Origin of the sequence: Actinoplanes sp. NPDC048967 (assembly GCF_040649415.1) — a bacterium.
Taxonomy (GTDB): domain Bacteria; phylum Actinomycetota; class Actinomycetes; order Mycobacteriales; family Micromonosporaceae; genus Actinoplanes.
This window is the reverse complement of the sequence record NZ_JBEZFL010000006.1, coordinates 220,417-236,007: the sequence shown is the minus strand read 5'-3', so window position 1 is coordinate 236,007 and position 15,591 is coordinate 220,417. Positions and strand designations below refer to the sequence as shown.

At 72.0% G+C, this 15,591-nt stretch carries 15 protein-coding genes; 8 read left to right on the top strand and 7 right to left on the bottom strand.

What is annotated here, in order from left to right; translation table 11 throughout:
• Window positions 1–59 precede the first annotated feature (59 nt).
• Window positions 60–1,004: an alpha/beta hydrolase gene (locus tag AB0C12_RS26655; RefSeq protein WP_360552434.1), complete on the bottom strand. Its 945-nt coding sequence runs from the start codon at window positions 1,002–1,004 to the stop codon at window positions 60–62.
• Between the two features lie 62 nt (window positions 1,005–1,066).
• Here AB0C12_RS26655 and AB0C12_RS26650 point away from each other — a divergent pair, with 62 nt between their 5' ends.
• The gene (locus tag AB0C12_RS26650; protein ID WP_360552432.1) at window positions 1,067–2,014 is read left to right on the top strand and encodes a WYL domain-containing protein; all 948 of its coding nucleotides are present in this window, start codon (window positions 1,067–1,069) and stop codon (window positions 2,012–2,014) included.
• Window positions 2,015–2,030: 16 nt separating this feature from the next.
• On the opposite strand, the gene AB0C12_RS26645 is transcribed toward AB0C12_RS26650, so the two are convergent.
• From AB0C12_RS26645 to AB0C12_RS26630, 4 genes are all read right to left on the bottom strand, one after another.
• The gene (locus AB0C12_RS26645; RefSeq protein ID WP_360552430.1) at window positions 2,031–2,252 is read right to left on the bottom strand and encodes a PLDc N-terminal domain-containing protein; all 222 of its coding nucleotides are present in this window, start codon (window positions 2,250–2,252) and stop codon (window positions 2,031–2,033) included.
• A complete protein-coding gene (locus AB0C12_RS26640; protein WP_360552429.1) occupies window positions 2,249–3,733 on the bottom strand; it encodes an AAA family ATPase in 1,485 nt (494 codons plus the stop codon). Before AB0C12_RS26640 ends, AB0C12_RS26645 begins: the two co-directional genes overlap by 4 nt.
• A 22-nt stretch (window positions 3,734–3,755) precedes the next feature.
• The gene (locus AB0C12_RS26635) at window positions 3,756–4,622 is read right to left on the bottom strand and encodes a universal stress protein (RefSeq protein WP_360552427.1); all 867 of its coding nucleotides are present in this window, start codon (window positions 4,620–4,622) and stop codon (window positions 3,756–3,758) included.
• 125 nt (window positions 4,623–4,747) lie between these two features.
• On the bottom strand, window positions 4,748–5,332 hold the full coding sequence (locus tag AB0C12_RS26630) for a DoxX family protein (RefSeq protein ID WP_360552425.1): 585 nt from the start codon (window positions 5,330–5,332) through the stop codon (window positions 4,748–4,750).
• A 156-nt stretch (window positions 5,333–5,488) separates the two neighbouring features.
• Between AB0C12_RS26630 and gap the strand changes: the two genes are divergently transcribed.
• The 5 genes from gap to AB0C12_RS26605 all read left to right on the top strand — a co-directional run bounded on the left by gap (window position 5,489) and on the right by AB0C12_RS26605 (window position 11,730).
• Window positions 5,489–6,508: a type I glyceraldehyde-3-phosphate dehydrogenase gene (gene gap / locus AB0C12_RS26625; RefSeq protein ID WP_360552423.1), complete on the top strand. Its 1,020-nt coding sequence runs from the start codon at window positions 5,489–5,491 to the stop codon at window positions 6,506–6,508.
• A 5-nt stretch (window positions 6,509–6,513) separates the two neighbouring features.
• Window positions 6,514–7,146 carry a CBS domain-containing protein gene (locus tag AB0C12_RS26620; RefSeq protein ID WP_360552421.1) on the top strand — a complete coding sequence of 211 codons (633 nt, stop codon included), beginning with the start codon at window positions 6,514–6,516 and terminating at the stop codon, window positions 7,144–7,146.
• 16 nt (window positions 7,147–7,162) lie between these two features.
• On the top strand, window positions 7,163–7,579 hold the full coding sequence (locus AB0C12_RS26615) for a universal stress protein (protein ID WP_360552419.1): 417 nt from the start codon (window positions 7,163–7,165) through the stop codon (window positions 7,577–7,579).
• 207 nt (window positions 7,580–7,786) lie between these two features.
• Window positions 7,787–8,803, top strand: a complete 1,017-nt coding sequence (locus tag AB0C12_RS26610) for a nitroreductase family protein (RefSeq protein WP_360552417.1) — start codon at window positions 7,787–7,789, stop codon at window positions 8,801–8,803.
• The gene (locus AB0C12_RS26605) at window positions 8,800–11,730 is read left to right on the top strand and encodes a cation-transporting P-type ATPase (protein WP_360552415.1); all 2,931 of its coding nucleotides are present in this window, start codon (window positions 8,800–8,802) and stop codon (window positions 11,728–11,730) included. Before AB0C12_RS26610 ends, AB0C12_RS26605 begins: the two co-directional genes overlap by 4 nt.
• A 175-nt stretch (window positions 11,731–11,905) precedes the next feature.
• Here the strand turns inward: AB0C12_RS26605 and AB0C12_RS26600 are convergent, their stop codons facing one another.
• Together AB0C12_RS26600 and AB0C12_RS26595 are read right to left on the bottom strand one after the other, a co-directional pair.
• On the bottom strand, window positions 11,906–12,886 hold the full coding sequence (locus tag AB0C12_RS26600) for a nitroreductase (protein WP_360552413.1): 981 nt from the start codon (window positions 12,884–12,886) through the stop codon (window positions 11,906–11,908).
• A 7-nt stretch (window positions 12,887–12,893) separates the two neighbouring features.
• The gene (locus tag AB0C12_RS26595; protein WP_360552411.1) at window positions 12,894–13,895 is read right to left on the bottom strand and encodes a nitroreductase; all 1,002 of its coding nucleotides are present in this window, start codon (window positions 13,893–13,895) and stop codon (window positions 12,894–12,896) included.
• 183 nt (window positions 13,896–14,078) lie between these two features.
• Here AB0C12_RS26595 and AB0C12_RS26590 point away from each other — a divergent pair, with 183 nt between their 5' ends.
• Both AB0C12_RS26590 and AB0C12_RS26585 read left to right on the top strand, forming a co-directional pair.
• The gene (locus tag AB0C12_RS26590) at window positions 14,079–14,774 is read left to right on the top strand and encodes a CBS domain-containing protein (RefSeq protein ID WP_360552409.1); all 696 of its coding nucleotides are present in this window, start codon (window positions 14,079–14,081) and stop codon (window positions 14,772–14,774) included.
• Between the two features lie 126 nt (window positions 14,775–14,900).
• Entirely contained in the window at window positions 14,901–15,590 is a 690-nt protein-coding gene (locus tag AB0C12_RS26585; RefSeq protein WP_360552407.1) for a CBS domain-containing protein, read from the top strand.
• Window position 15,591 lies beyond the last annotated feature (1 nt).

Sequence of the window (15,591 nt, the reverse complement as noted above, 5' to 3'; positions counted from 1 at the left end):
CTCTTTCTGTTGGTACCGCCCGCCACGTCCCGGGCAGTAGGGCCGGAGGGCCCGCCGGGTCAGGGCCTCGTGAGCCAGCCCACGATCGCCTCGTTCGTCTCCTGCGGCTTCTCCTGCTGGATCCAATGACCGCAGTCCAGACTCACCACGTCCACGCCGGGGACGAACGTCGTCAGCCTCTCCGACTTCCGGATGGCATCCCGGTCGCCGTAGATCATGAGCGCCGGCTGGTGGACGACGGGGTCCACGTCCGCCAGCAGGCGCCAGTCGCGGTCGAGGTTCCGGTACCAGTTGATGCTGCTCGTGAACCCGGAGGTCTCGAACGCGGAGACGAAAACGGCAAGGTCGCGATCGCTCATGACAGGCTCACCCAGCGGCGTTTCCGCCAGAGCGAGATCCATCATCACCATTCCCGGCTCCGGCGGGGTGACCGGCAGGTTCTTCCGGTACAGGTTGCGCAGGAACCGCACCGTGTTCTTCTCCAGCACGGCGTCCGCGACGCCCGGCCGGCGATTGAAGTGCACGAAGTAGAAGTCGCCGCCGAGGAATTCCTCCATGACCTCGATCCAGGGCCGTTCTCCGCGCTCCTGGTAGGGCAGGCTCAGGTTGATCACCGAGTTGACCCGGTGCGGATGCAACAGGGCCAGTCCCCAGACGACCATCGCCCCCCAGTCGTGACCGACGAAGGTGGCGTCCTCGTACCCGTAGTGATCCAGAAGGGCGACGAGATCACCGGTCAGGTGGGCGATGTCGTAGTCGGTCACTTCGGCCGGACGGGACGAGTTCCCGTACCCCCGCTGATTCGGGACGATGACGTGGTAACCCGCCGCGGCCAGGGCGGGCATCTGGTGGCGCCAGGAGAAGGCATGCTCCGGCCAGCCGTGACAGAGAACGATGGGCCGTCCCGCGTTCTGCCGGCCGGCTTCGAACACTTCGAGCTCCACGCCGTTGACCGGAATGAGGGTGGGCTCGGGAAAGTCAAGAGGACTCGTCGGTGAGGTCATGGCGCCATCCTGCCGACCGTAACCGGTCATCTCCTGACCGGTTTTGGTGACAGTGTTGCCGGATGCGAGCTGACCGGCTGATGGCCATCCTCTTCCTGCTGCAACAGCGCGAGCAGGTGACAGCAGCCGAGGTCGCCCGAGAGCTGGAGGTCTCCGAGCGCACCGCCCGCCGCGACCTCGATGCCCTGGCCATCGCCGGGGTGCCCGTGTACTCCGTGCAGGGCCGAGGCGGCGGCTGGCGTCTCGTCGGCGGTGCCCGCACCGACCTGTCCGGGCTGACCGCGGGTGAGGCACGGGCTCTTTTCCTGGTGGCCGGCCCGGCCGCGGCGGCGACGCCGGCCGCGAAAGCGGCCCTGCGCAAGCTCGTCCGGGCTCTGCCGGAGCCCTTCCGGGAGCAGGCCGAGGCGGCCGCGTCGTCGTTGGTCATGGACCCGCAACGATGGGGGTCGAGCCCGGTCGAGCCCCGGCCCTCCCGCTTCCTCGACGACCTCCAGGACGCGGTGATCCGCGGGGTCCAGGTGCGGCTCGGCTACGTCGACGGCCAGGGTGCCCGGACCGTGCGGACCGTCCACCCGCTGGGCATCGTCGCCAAAGGTCCGTCGTGGTATCTCGTCGCCACCACCGAGGCCGGTCGGCGGACCTTTCGGATCGACCGGGTGTCGTCCGCCGAGCCGACCGGCGATCCCGTGCACCGGCCCGAGGACTTCGACCTGGCCGGGAGCTGGCGCGAGATCGCCGACGAGGTCGACCGCCGGCTGACGCCCGCCGAGCTGCACGCGGTATGCGCGCCCGACGGAACAGGCCTGCTCCGGGCGATGCTCGGCGGCCGGCTCGAGGTGGGCGGGTCCACGACCGACGGCCGCGTCGAGGTCGTCATCCGCGGCCACAACGAGTACGCGCTCGCCTGCGAGCTGGCCGGGCTGATCGAGTGGATCGAGGTGACCGGTCCGCCGGGCGTGCGGGACCATCTGGCCTCGATCGGTGCCGCACTCGCCCGGCGGTACGCCTGAGACGAGCGCCCGCGCGTCACGGCCGGCGGTGCCGCGCCCAGCTCAGGTAGGCCACCGGGCCTATCGGCTGGACCAGGAGCAACGGCCACCACGCGGCCTTCGGCCCGTGGATCTGCCCGGCCGGACGGCGGATCAGGTCGATCGCCGCCGCGGTGGTCAGCGCCACCTCGACGGGTGCCAGCACCGCCGTCGCCACCTGCTGCCACGGTGACAGTTCGCTCCACGACTTCCTGTTCATTGCCTTCCTCCTGCGTCGATCTGCTCTACCGGTTCCTCGGTGATGACGGCCAGGGCCCGCTCCGCGGAACGGTCCGGAACCTGGTCGGTGATGATCTGCCGGGCCTGCGGCCACGGATCCGCGTCGGCCGACATCGCCGCGGCGATGGACGCGTCCGCGTCGGAGGCGTCGCCCGTACGCCGGGCGAGCCGGTCGACGACCGTGGCGGCTCCCGCGGCACACCGCAGCTCAACCACGGCACTGTGCGTTTCGCCGGCCAGATCACGCGCCGCCCGGCGGTGGCCGGCGTCGGTCCACGACGCGTCGAGCACGACCGTCTCGCCGCGCTCGAGCAACCGGCGCGCCCGTCGGTGCAGTTCCGCGTAGGTGCGCTCCGTCCACGACGGCGAGTAGATGCCCTGCCGATAGGTGGTGGCCGCGCTCGTGACCGGATCCAGTCCGGCGAGCTCCTTGCGGACGTGGTCGCTGTTGAGCACCACGGCGCCGAGCCGGTCGGCGATCCGGCCGGCCAGGGTGGTCTTGCCCGTGGCCGGTGGGCCGCCGACGACGATGAGCCGTACCGTGCCGGCGCGCAGGTGCCGCAGGGTGAGGTCGGTGTAGGCGCGGACGTCATCGGCGGCGCTCGGGTCGCCCTGGGCATGCCGCAGGCAGCCCACCTTCGCCCGGACGAAGGCACGGTAGGCGATGTAGTGGTGCCGTAGGGCGGCCGGTGCGCTGTCGCCGCTGAATTCGGCGTACCAGTCGAGAAAGGCTCGCGACAGTGCGGTGGCCCCGAGATGTTCGACGTCCATGGCCAGGAATGCGGCGTCGTCGAGCACGTCCACATAGCGCAGCCGGTCGTCGAACTCCAGGCAGTCGATCACCCGGGGGCCGTCGTCGAGGCAGAAGATGTCGTCGGCGATGAGATCGGCGTGGCCGTCGACGATGTGGCCGTGCGCGATGCGGTCGGCGAACAGTGGATCACGTCCGGCGAGGAACTCGTGGGTGCGGTCTTCCACCTCGGCCGCCCCGTCGGGGTCCAGCACCAGGCCCTGGAACGGCCGCAGCTGGGCGAACGTGGCGTCCCACCGCCCGAGCAGGGCCTCCCGAGTGCCCTCCGCGGAGATCAGCGGGCCGCGCCCGGCGGTGGCGTGGAACGCCGCCAGCATGCGGGCCAGGTGGCGGAGGTCGTCGGAGACCGCTGCCCCCGACCGGATCAGCGTGGACAGCCGGCGCTGATCCGGCAGCCGTCGCATGATCACGAGGTGGTCGCACGGATGGCCGTCCGGGCCGTGGACGTCGGCGACGCCGAGGTAGACGTCCGGGGCCAGGCGGCGGTTCAGCTCCACCTCGCGGTGGCAGACCGCCTCCCGGTCGGCGCGGCTGCGGAAGTCCAGGAAGCCGAGGTTCACCGGCTTCTTCAGCTTGTAGACCCGGTCCGCGATGAAGAAGAGCACAGCAGTGTGCGTCTCCAGCACCGTCGTCCGCTCCGACGGGTCCATGACGTCACCCTCGTTCGTCGGCTCAGCTTCGCATGATCATGACGGGGCAGCCGGCGTGGTGCAGCAGTCGCAGACCGACCGACCCGAGCAGGGTGCCGGCGAGGCTTCCCCGGCCGCGGTTGCCCACAACCACCAGCTGGGCGGTGTGTGACAGGTCGATCAGCAGCTGAGCCGCGTCGTCCCGGGCCACCAGGGTTTCGACCGGCACCTCGGGATACTTCTCGCGCCACGGGACGAGGAGATCTCGTAGCTCCGCACGCTCGGCCGCCTCCTGCTGCTCGGACGGCTGCACCAACGGCAGCAGGTCAGGACTCCACGGCGGCACGGGCGTCCGGTACGTCCTGACGGCCAGCAGCGCACACCCGCGGGTGGCGGCTTCCGCGAAAGCCAGCGCGATGGCGGCCGGAGCCTCCGGCGATTGTGCGGCGCCGACCACGACGGGGCCGCGATCAGCCTTCGCGCGTCCGCGGACCACGACCACCGGACACGGCGCGTGCATGGCGACGCCCTGGCCGACGGAACCGAGCAGCAAGCTCGTGAAGCCGCCGAGTCCCCGGCTGCCGACCACCACGACGGTGGCGTGCGCCGCGGCCTTGAGCATGGTGTCCAGCGGATGTCCCACGCCGGCCACGGTCCGTACCGGGAGCTCGCCGACCATGTCGTGGGCTGCCAGCTCCGCGTCGGACAGGATTTCGGCGGCCCGGCTGTGGGACACCTCGAGCAGGTTCCCGCCCGGCGACTCCCGTTCGGTGCCCCAGACCGGCTGGAAGGCGTGCACCACTTCGAGGGTGGCGCCGCGTCGTCGGGCTTCCCCGGTCGCCCATCGCACGGCGGCCTGTGCGTGTTCCGACCCGTCCGTGCCGACGACCACAAGTTCCTCGGTGTTCATGATGCCTCCCTGTTCTGTTGCCGGGCTCGGCGTGGAAAGCCGCCCGGCCGGGTTGACCGCCGGAGGCCCCGGCCGGGCGGCTGCTGTGCGGGCCGGTCCCGGCATTCCTGCGGGCCGGCCCGGGGTCAGATCAGCCAGCGGTGCCGCTGGACGAAGGGCAGCTTCGCCCACCTGCGTCCCAGGCCCCAGGTGTGGCCGGCGTAGGTGAGGGCGAGCACGATCGTGCCGACTGCGTACAGGAAGTGGTAGTCGGTGATCGGGTTGTTGGAGCCGCTCGGCTCGCCGGTGCTGGTGTGCTGGGCGAGCGGGTACTCGGCGAACCACATCATCGCGAGCATGAGCGTGGCGGCGCCGGCGGCGATGCGCATGCCGACTCCGGCGATCAGGGCGACGCCGATGCCCAGCAGACCGAGCATGAACAGCCAGTCCGCCCACGGGTCGCCGGCGATGGAGTGGAAGGTCCCCTGGAACGGGCCGACGTCGACGGACGACAGGAATCCCTTGGTGGGGGAGCCGCCGTTGATCCACGCACGCGCGGACGGGGTCGCGTAGTTCCAGCCGAAGGTCTTGTCCAGGAACGCCCACAGGAACACGAAGCCCGTGGAGATACGGAGCACGGCCAGCGCGCGGGCCGCGGTCCTGGTGAGCATGGAGCCGGGTGCCTCGACCTGCTCCAGGTGTGCCGCACTGCTGCGGCCCAGGGTCGTCATGGTTCCTCCTCGTTCGAAGTTCTCTGCTCCTCCGAGGGTGCTCTGCCACCATCGCGTGCGCCCGGGCCGCAACACCCCACCTCTGGGGCCTTTGGACCCTGCCCTGCGCGTCCCCCCGCCGGGAGGCTGAAACAGACGACAAGCCTGGAGGCAACCATGAGCTACCGCATCGCCATCAACGGATTCGGCCGGATCGGCCGCAACTATCTGCGTGCCCTGCTGGACAAGGACCTGTCGAACGCGGGCTTCCAGGTGGTCGCGATCAACGATCTGTACGACACCGGCACCCTGGCCCACCTGCTCGAGTACGACTCGACGTTCGGCCGCCTCGGTGACGGCGTGAGCTACACCGACGACGCCCTGAACGTCGGCTGGCACACCATTCCGGTCTTCTCGCAGCGTTCACCCGATCAGCTGCCGTGGGCCGACCTCGGGGTCGACCTGGTCATCGAGTCGACCGGCAAGCTGCGCACCCGGGACGACGCCGCGCTGCACCTCAAGGCCGGAGCATCGCGGGTGCTGATCTCGTCGCCGGGCAAGGGCGTCGACGCGACCCTGGTTCCGGGCGTCAACGCCGACACCTATGACCCGGTCCGGCACCAGATCGTCTCCGGGGCCTCCTGCACGACCAACTGTGTCGCGCCGCTGGTGAAGGTCCTGCACGAGGCGTTCGGGCTCGAACGGGGTTTCCTGACGACCGTGCACGCGTACACCAATGACCAGAACATCCTGGACGCGCCGCACAAGGATCCCCGCCGGGCCCGGGCCGCGGGCGTGAACATCATCCCGACCAGCACCGGGGCCGCGAAGGCGGTGGGCCTGGTTCTGCCGCAGCTGGCCGGCCGCCTCGACGGCGTCGCCCTGCGCGTCCCGGTGGTCGACGGCTCGATCAGCGACCTGACCCTCGAACTCGGCACCGACGTGACGGTCGAGCAGGTCAACGAGGCTGTCGAACGGTCCGCGGCGGCCGGCGCGCCGATGCACGGCATCATCCGCTACACCGAGGCGCCGATCGTCTCCACGGACATCGTCGGCGACCCCGCCTCCTGCGTCTTCGACGCCTCGCTCACCCAGGCGGCGGGCCGGCTGATCAAGGTCTTCGGCTGGTACGACAACGAGTGGGGCTACACCAACCGGCTGGTCGACCTGACCAAGCTGCTGGCCGAGCGGAGGTGAGCACCGTGCGCGCGAAGGACATCATGACCAGCCCGGTCCATGTGGTCTGGCAGAACGCGCCGATCGAGAGTGCCGCGGAGCTGATGACCGCCAAGGCCGTCACCGCCCTGCCCGTGGTCGACGCGCAGGGATTCCTCGTCGGCATGGTCAGCGAGGGCGATCTGCTGTGGCACCGGGTACCCGTCGATCCGAACGCGCACCTTCGCCGCGACCTGGACATGGCGCCGCAGCGCCGGCCCGGCACGGTCGTGGAGGTGATGGCCAGGAATCCGTTCACGGCCACGCCGGACCTCGACGTGGCGGAGGTGGCCGAGGTGATGCTGCGCCGCGACGTGCGCAGCATGCCGGTCGTCAAGGGCCGCGAGATCGTCGGCATCATCAGCCGCCGGGACATCCTGCGGACGATGATCCGCAGCGACGACGTCCTCACCCAGGACGTGCAGCACCGCCTCGACGAGTACGCCGACGGCGCCCACGTCTGGACGGCCACGGTCGACGGCGGCATCGCCACCGTCGCCGGTGAGTTCGCCAACGACACCCAGCGTGCCGTTGTGACCGTCCTCGCCCGCACCGTGCCGGGGGTGAGCGCCGTGACCGTCGAGGAGACGGCGCAGGTCCCGGAGACAGCGGGTTCGTGAGCGGAGAGGAGGAGCCGTGTCACGAGACGAGCCGGGGCCGGCCGGACCGGCCGGCCCCGTCCTGATCGGTATCCACGGCATAGTGACGGCCGACGAGGCCCTGCGCTGCGCCTTCGCCGAGGCCGACCGTCGTGGCGTGCCGCTGACCGTGGTGCTGACCGGCGCGACGCCGTGGCCGGACAGCGTGGACCAGTCCGAGCTGGTACGGCTGTGGGCCGAGAAGTACCCCGAGGTCCCCGTCACCACCACGATCCGCCGCGGCCTGGATCCGGCGGTGGTCATCGCCGCCTCCTCGCACGGCTGTGGCCTGCTGGTCGTTCAGCGACCCGCCGACCCGGCCGCGGCCGCCGTGGTCGACGCCCTGTCCCGCCGGGCCCATTGCCCCGTCGTCGTCGTGGGCGAGGCGGCTCTCCCTACCGGGGCAGCCGCCTGACGGCGCCCTGGCCGCGGGGACGGTTGGCTTCGGCGTCGGTCGGCGCATGGCGAGCGTCACCCGGGAGCAGCGCGCAAGGCAGGGCCGTTGGTCCCTCGACCTGGCCTGCCTGCGGATGGGGGCAGCCCGCCCCGGGACCATCGGCCCTGTCCGTACGGGCACCGGCCGGGCTGTGATGGGCGGAGACGACACCTGAGGAGGCCGGCAATGAACGACATCGGCACACACGCGACGCCGCGGCGAGCACGGCGGAACTCGACCGGCCCGGACCTGACCGCGTGTGTACGTGCGGCGACCGCGGCACCCTCGTTGCACAACAGCCAGCCGTGGCGCTTCCGGATCGGGCCACGTGGCGTCGATGTCCACGCCGATCCCCGGCGTCAGCTCGACGTCCTCGACCCGGCCGGTCGTGAGCTGCTGATCAGCGTCGGTGCCGCCCTGTTCACTCTGCGTCTGGCCATCCGGGGGGCCGGATACCTCAGCCACACGACGCTCCTGCCGGACCCGACGGATCCGGATCTCGTCGCCCGGGTCACCGTGCGCCGGGCGATGGCACCGACGCCGGCCGCCGAGGCGCTGGTCGCCGCCATCCCGCACCGGCACACCAACCGGTGGCCGTTCGCCCGGTCCGTCGTGCCGGCCGACGTGGTCGAACGCCTGGTGGACGCCGCCCGGCGCGAGGGTGCGACGCTCACCGTGGCCGGCGCGGTCAGCCGCAACGCGATCCTGAGTCTGTCCCAGGAGGCCGACCGCGCCCTGCGGGCCAAGGGCCGCTACCGTGCCGAGCTCGCCCGTTGGACCAGCCCGCACCGGGGCCGCCGCGACGGCGTGCCGTCGACGGCCATCGGGCCGTGGGACGCCATGGAGATCGTGCCGATCCGCGACTTCGGGCTGCTGCAACCGCACCGGGGCCGGGCGGTCGCCCAGTTCGAGCCGTACCCGACCATCATGGTGCTGGCCACCGACGGCGACACGCGTCCGCACTGGGTCAACGCCGGTCAGGCCCTGCAGCGGGTGCTGCTCACCGCGACCTGGCTGAACCTGGCCACCACGCCGATCAGCCAGCCGGTCGAGATGCCGGCGATCCGCCGGATGCTGACCGACTCCCGTACCGGCTCGCGGGCCCAGATGGTCCTGCGGGTGGGCTACGGCCGCCCGGCGGCGGCCACCCCGCGGCGTTCGCTCACCGAGGTCCTGCTGCCGGCGGACGATGAGGAATCATGAGTCGCCCGGCATCGTTGCGGGAGCGTCCTGACGACGTCCGCAGTGAGCCGGACGCCCGGGAACCGCTGGCCGCGTTGTTCCGGGACCTCCGCACCTCCCCGGCCGGTCTGAGCTCCCGCGAGGCCGCACATCGCCTGATCGTGTACGGCCCGAACCAGTTGTCGCGGCGCACCGGACGCCGCTGGCCCGGCGAACTGCTGTCCCAGTTCACCCAGCCGCTGGCCGTGCTGCTGGCCGTCGCCGCCGTCCTGGCGTGGGTGGGCGGCACCCCGGCGCTGGCGGTGGCGGTCATGGCGGTGATCCTGCTGAACGCCGGCTTCGCCTTCGTGCAGGAGATGCAGGCAGAACGGGCGGTGGAGGCACTGGCCGCGTTCCTTCCCGAGACCGCGAGGACCGTACGTGACGGGACCCGGACCGAGATCCCCGTCGGCGAGCTGGTGCCCGGCGATGTCGTGAACGTCGCCGAGGGCGACCGGATCTGCGCCGACGCCCGGCTGATCGACGGTGTCGTCACGGTGGACATGTCGGCGCTGACCGGCGAGTCGGTGGCCGTGATTCGTTGCGCCGAGCCGGACCCGGGGACCGGATCCCTGCTCGACGCCGCCGAGCTCGTCTTCAGCGGCACCACCTGCGTCAGCGGCACCGCCCAGGCCGTGGTGATCCGGACCGGCATGCACACCGAGCTCGGCCGTATCGCCGCCCTGTCGCAGCGGACCCGGCCCCGGCGCAGCCCGCTCGAGATCCAGGTGCGCCGGGCCACCTGGCTCATCGCGGCCGTCGCGGTCGCCGCAGGAGTGGCGTTCCTGCCCGTCGGGATCGGGGCGGGGCTCAGCTGGAGCTCGGCGATCAGCTTCTCCATCGGCCTGATCGTCGCCAACGTCCCTGAGGGTCTGCTGCCCATCATCACGCTGGCGCTGGCGGTCGGCGTCCGCGAGCTCGCCCGCAAGGGTGCTGTCGTCAAACGTCTGTCGGCGGTGGAGACCCTCGGATCGACCACTGTCATCTGTACCGACAAGACCGGCACACTGACCGGGAACCGGATGCGCGTGACCCGGCTGTGGCTCGGCGGCGATGATGTGGCCGCCGAGACCCTGGCGGTCGACCCGCGTGGCCGGACGCTCGTGGTGGCCGCGGCGGCCTGCACGACCGCGGATCCCGGGGGCGGCGGGGATCCCACCGAACTGTCCCTGCTGGGCCTCGCGGCGGAGCTGGGGACGGCTGTCACCCCGCAGGCCCGCGACGCCGGTCAGCGGGCCGTATTCCATTTCGACGGCCACCTCAAGCGCATGTCCACCGTCGACGAGGCGGCGGGCGCGCTGACGGTGCACACCAAGGGCGCTCCGGAGACGGTCCTGGCCTGCTGCGACCGTATCCGCCGGGCCGACGGCGGCATCGATGACCTCGATGCGACGTGGCGAGCCGCGATCCGGCGGATCCTGGACCGCTATGCCGCCGACGGTCTGCGCGTCCTCGCCGTCGCGCACCGGCCCCTGGTGGCCGGGTCCGTCCCGCCGGCCACGCGCGAAGACGCCGAGTCGAACCTGATCCTGCTCGGCCTGACAGCCATGGTCGACCCGCCGCGTCCGGGCGTCGCGGAGGCGGTCCGCGACGCCCACCGGGCCGGCATCCGCGTCCACGTGATCACCGGCGACTACGGGCCCACCGCCGCGGCCATCGCCGGTCGGGTCGGCATCGGTGCCGCCGGTGGCCGGATCGTCGGCGGCGACGAGCTCGACCGGCTCGACGACGCCGCCCTGGACAAGCTGCTGGCCGGACCGGAAGAGATCATCTTCGCCCGGTCCTCGCCCGAGGCCAAACTACGGATCTGCGAGGCGTTGCGGGCCGACGGCCACGTGGTGGCGATGACCGGGGACGGCGTCAACGACGCGCCCGCGCTGCGCCACGCCGACATCGGTGTCGCCATGGGCCGCTCCGGCACCGACGTGGCCCGCGAGGCCGCCACGATGGTGCTGACCGACGACCACTTCGCCACCATCGTCACCGCCGTCCACGCCGGCCGGCGGGTGTTCGACAACGTCCGCAAGTTCGTGCTGTACATCTTCGCGCACGCCGTGCCCGAGGTCGTGCCGTTCCTGATCTTCGCGCTCTCCGGCGGTGCGGTACCGCTGCCGCTGACCGTGTTGCAGATCCTGGCCATCGACCTCGGCACGGAGACTCTGCCGGCGCTGGCGCTCGGGCGTGAGCCCGCCGAGCCCGGGCTGATGAGTCGCCGGCCCCGGCCGAGGACCGCCGGCGTCATCGACCGCCGCCTGCTGCTGCGCGCCTGGCTGCTGCTGGGCGGCGTCTCCGCGGTCCTGGTGATGGGTGCCTACTTCGCCACGCTGGGGGCCGCGGGCTGGCATCCCGGTGACCCCACCGGGCCCGGCACCGCCCTGCACCACATCTACCGGCAGGCCACCACGGTGACCTTCGCCGGGATCGTCGCCTGCCAGATCGGCACCGCTGTCGCCGCGCGAACCGACCGGGCCGCGCTCCGGACGATCGGGCTGCGCAGCAACCCGCTCCTGTTGTGGGGCATCGCCTTCGAGCTCGCGTTCACCGCCGCGGTCGTCTACGTCCCGTGGCTGCAGGACGTGTTCGGCACGGCCGCGCTCGGCTGGTCCCAGCTCGCGCTCATCGCCCCGTTCCCGGTCGTGGTCTGGGGAGCCGACGAGTTCGCCCGCCGGGTGGCGCGGCGCCGATCGCCGGGCTCAGCTGTTCCGGCGCGGGAAAGTGCGGGAGGACCGCGGGGCATAGCCGGCGTGATCCAGCAGCTGCACGCCCCAGGTGACCACGATGCCGGTCACGAAGGCGCCGAGCAGCGGCTGCCCGACGGCGCTCGCGCCCAGCGCCATGGTCGTGATCCCCAGCGCGAGGCTGAGCACAGCGAGGCAGATCTCGACCCGGCCGAGCGCCGTGGCAAGTGAGACCCGGTCGGCGATCGTGAACGCGGCGACCGCCATCACCAGGGCGACCGCGGCCATCGTCCGCACGTTCTCGACGTAGGGCGCCCGCCCGAGCAGCAGCAGCCCGGCGTACGGGGCGATGATTCCGGCGACCAGCAGCGCGGCGACGAGGTCCCGGAGTCCGAGTCGCATGACGTCACCGGCCGGTCGGATCGTCGGTGGCCAGGATGTCCGCGAGGTCACGGCGGGGGCTGGGGCGGCCCGGGTGGCCGTAGCCGATCCGCAGAGTCATCTGCGGCGAGCCTGAGCGACGCAGGGAACGGCGCAGCTGGTCGCGGGCCGCCGGCACCTCGATGGGTTGCGAGATCATCGAACACGCCAGCCCCTGGTCGACAACCGTCAGCAGGACCCGCTGCAGGGCCTGTCCCGCGACGACCTGGTCCACCGGCAGGTCGCCCATGGTGCCGAGGACCCCGACCAGCGGCTCCGGCTCGAAGTCGCGCCCCGGCGCACGGCGGTGCTCGCCGAAGTCGCGCTGCGGGAGCAGATCGTGCGGCTCAGCGGCGGGTGCCCCCGCCGTCACGGGTACGCCGTCGGGGCCCCCGTCGGTGTGCGACCACGCCGTCAGCTCGGACTGGTAGAGGGGATCGCGCCGCAGGACGCGGTCAGCGCTCTGGGCGATCTCGGCGAAGACTGTCAGGGGGCCCATACCGACGAGCAGGTCGAGCCAGGCCCCTTCGGCCCGGGCTGCCTCGATCAGCTCGACGCGGGCCTGGGACGGGACGGCGTCGGGCCAGAACGGCCGGCGATGGCTGTGCCGCCGCGGGATCGCCGCGGCCAGTGCCTGTTCCGGGTAGGTCGGTGGCCGTGGGCTTCCCGGCGTGAGCCGGGCGATCACGTCACCGTCGGCGTCGCGGGGCAGCAGCGTGATGGCGGCGGGCGTACCGCGGGCCGCCAGCGCCAGACGTGCGTTGAACGTCGCCGCGCCGCAGGCGACACGCAGCGCCCAGCCGGCGCCGTCCGCCACGGCGAGTTGCCGCGACCGGTCCGCGAGCACCTCGATGGCGCCCTCGCTCAATCGCAGCCGCCACGGCTGGCTGTTGTGCATCGACGGCGCGCGTACCGCGGCTGCGGCGGCGACCCTCAGGTCGGCGTCGTCGTAGGAGGGCTCGCTCACGGTGGTTCTACCTGTCGCTGATCTGGACGACGTCGGCGGCATGGCGCCGCGGAGCGGGCGGCAGGTCCGGCGCGGCATCGTTGTAGCCGAGCCGGACGGTCAGGTACGGCTCGCCCACGCCACTCAGGAGGCCCTTCAGGAGGTGGCGGGGCCACTGGACCTCGATGGTGTCGCTCATCGGTGCCGTGGCCAGCCCGTCCGCAGTCGCGGTCAGCAGCAGCGCGGACAGCGCCTCACCACCGCGCAGCAGTGCCTCGGGCTCGTCGGTGAGCCCGAACAGCACCACGTACGAAGCCCCGAGGTCGAAGTCGTTTCCGGCACTCAGTCCGGCGACGGTGCCGGGGGCGTAGTCGCGCACCGGGACCCGGCGCGGTGAACGCTGCACCGCCGTGGCGGCCGGAACGCCGTCGCCGCTGCCCGCCGGCCGGTTCGTCCAGTGCTCGAGTTCGGCCCGGTAGGCCGGATCGTTGTTCTCGGCGTCGGCCGCCCGAGCGGTGGAGGTGGCCAGCATCGGCATCTGATCACGGCGTACGACATGCAGGTAGGCCCCTTCCGCCTCCACGGCTTCCCGTAGCCGGCTCAGCAGCTCCGGGGACACGGTCCGATCGCTGAACGCCCGCCGGTCCGTACGCCGTACCGTGATCGCTCCCGCCATCCGTTCCGCCCGGCGGTCGGCGTCCGCGGTTCCGGTGACGGTGAGGCGCGCGAGGACGTCGGAGGAGTCGCCCTGCGGCAGGCGCTCGACGTGCACGTCCCATCCGGCGGCCCGCAGAGCGACCCGGGCGTGCTGCAGGGCAGCACCGCAGCTGAGCAGCAGCAGCCGGCCGTCGGGATCGGTGGCCCGTAGGGCACGGGCCCGGTCGGCGCGCAGCTCCAGCGTGTCGCCGGTGATCTGCCACTGCCACGGCTGCGTGTTGAAGACAGACGGCGCGTGCACGGCGACAAGCGCCGCGGCCTCGAGAGCGGCTGCTGTGCGGGAACGTTCCGGCAGGCCGGATTGTGCGGTCATGGCGGACACCTCCTTCGTCTGCCCACTCTGCCGGTCCACGGCCCGGCCCGAGCAGGGCCGAAGGACCTGTTTGCGGCCGTCGGCCGAGCCGTGCCGTCCGCCCCCGGCGGGCAGGCCGACCGGCCCTGGCCCCCCGGGCGCGGCGTTCCTAGCGTCGGGGATGAGCCTGGAGGAGGTGCGGTCATGAAACTGTGGCGTGTGGATGACGTCATGACCCGCGACGTGGTGTCGGTCGGGGAGGACACCCCGTACCGGGAACTGGTGGATCTACTGATCAGCCGGCGGGTCAGTGCGGTGCCGGTCGTCGACCGGCACGACCGGGTGACCGGTGTCGTGTCGGAGGCCGACCTGCTGCACAAGGTCGAGGCCGCAGGCACGGCGAGCCCGCGGATCTTCGATGCCTGGCGCCGCCGCGGCGACCGGGCCAAGGCCGGCGGCCGGACCGCCGCCGAGGTGATGACCTCACCGGTCGTCTCGGCCGACGCGTCGCTCTCGCTCGCCGCGGCGGCCCGCCGCATGCAACGTGAGCACGTCAAGCGGCTCCCGGTCGTGGATCACCAGGGTCATCTGATCGGCATCGTCACCCGGAGCGACCTGCTCAAGGTGCATCGCCGGTCGGACACCGAGATCTGCCGGGACGTCGTGGACGAGGCCCTGCGCGGCGCCTCGGTGACCAACGGTTCCGCAGTTCGGGTGACCTGTGTCGACGGAGTCGTCTCGCTCTCCGGGCGAGTGCACTTCCGCTCGGCCGCCGAACGGATCGCCGGTACGACCCGGCGCGTGCCGGGCGTCGTCGACGTCGCGGACGGGCTGACCTTCGACATCGACGACAGCATGATCAACGGTTCGGAGCGCGGTACGCCCTTCGGCGTCGCGTAGCTGTCCGGCCGGCGGCGCGAAGACCTGCCGCGGACGGGCCGTGGTCCTTGCCGTAGGGGCCGGTCGGCCCTGCCCCGGTCGGCGATCCGCTTCTAGCGTCGAGGTGACCGAGGAGGAGGCTTCGTGATGAAGACCTGGAGAGTGAACGACGTCATGACCACCGCGGTGGTCACCGTTTCGCAGGACACGCCGTACCGGGACGTGGTCGACCTGCTGGTGCGGAACCGGTTCAGTGCGGTACCCGTCGTCGACGAGTTCCAGCGGGTGACCGGTGTGGTCTCGGAGGCGGACCTGCTCCGCAAGATCGAGTACGCCGGGTCCGAGGAGCCACGCATGTTCGACGGCCGGCGTCGCCGGGGCGAGCGGGTCAAGGCGTCCGCGCGCACCGCGGCCGACCTGATGAGCACGCCGCCGGTGACCGTGCCGGCCAGCACGTCCGTCCCGGCCGCGGCGCGGGTGATGGACGGCGAAGGGGTCAAGCGGCTCCCGGTCGTCGACGACCTGGGCCGGCTGATCGGCATCGTCTCCCGCGGCGACCTGCTCAAGGTGCACCTGCGTCCCGACGACGAGATCCTCGCGGACGTGCAGGCGGGCGTCCTGCGCCCCTTCCTGGCCGACGACATCGAGAGAGTGCACGTCGCTGTCGACGACGGCGTGGTGACCTTCACCGGCCGGGTGGACCGGTGGTCGACGACCGACATCGCCGGCCGGCTGACCCGCCAGATCGCCGGCGTGGTCGACGTCGTCGACCAGCTCGAGTACGACTACGACGACAGCACCGTCCTCGGCACCGGCATCGCCTACGGCATCGCCTGAC

Bases quoted from the DNA above. Each gene is read 5' to 3' on its own strand.
- AB0C12_RS26595 (WP_360552411.1), bottom strand. From the start codon at position 13,895: ATGACCGCACAATCCGGCCTGCCGGAACGTTCCCGCACAGCAGCCGCT.
- AB0C12_RS26585 (WP_360552407.1), top strand. From the start codon at position 14,901: ATGAAGACCTGGAGAGTGAACGACGTCATGACCACCGCGGTGGTCACC.
- AB0C12_RS26605 (WP_360552415.1), top strand. From the start codon at position 8,800: ATGAGTCGCCCGGCATCGTTGCGGGAGCGTCCTGACGACGTCCGCAGT.
- AB0C12_RS26635 (WP_360552427.1), bottom strand. From the start codon at position 4,622: ATGAACACCGAGGAACTTGTGGTCGTCGGCACGGACGGGTCGGAACAC.
- AB0C12_RS26630 (WP_360552425.1), bottom strand. From the start codon at position 5,332: ATGACGACCCTGGGCCGCAGCAGTGCGGCACACCTGGAGCAGGTCGAG.
- AB0C12_RS26590 (WP_360552409.1), top strand. From the start codon at position 14,079: ATGAAACTGTGGCGTGTGGATGACGTCATGACCCGCGACGTGGTGTCG.
- AB0C12_RS26650 (WP_360552432.1), top strand. From the start codon at position 1,067: ATGCGAGCTGACCGGCTGATGGCCATCCTCTTCCTGCTGCAACAGCGC.
- AB0C12_RS26610 (WP_360552417.1), top strand. From the start codon at position 7,787: ATGAACGACATCGGCACACACGCGACGCCGCGGCGAGCACGGCGGAAC.
- AB0C12_RS26645 (WP_360552430.1), bottom strand. From the start codon at position 2,252: ATGAACAGGAAGTCGTGGAGCGAACTGTCACCGTGGCAGCAGGTGGCG.
- gap (WP_360552423.1), top strand. From the start codon at position 5,489: ATGAGCTACCGCATCGCCATCAACGGATTCGGCCGGATCGGCCGCAAC.
- AB0C12_RS26655 (WP_360552434.1), bottom strand. From the start codon at position 1,004: ATGACCTCACCGACGAGTCCTCTTGACTTTCCCGAGCCCACCCTCATT.
- AB0C12_RS26640 (WP_360552429.1), bottom strand. From the start codon at position 3,733: ATGGACCCGTCGGAGCGGACGACGGTGCTGGAGACGCACACTGCTGTG.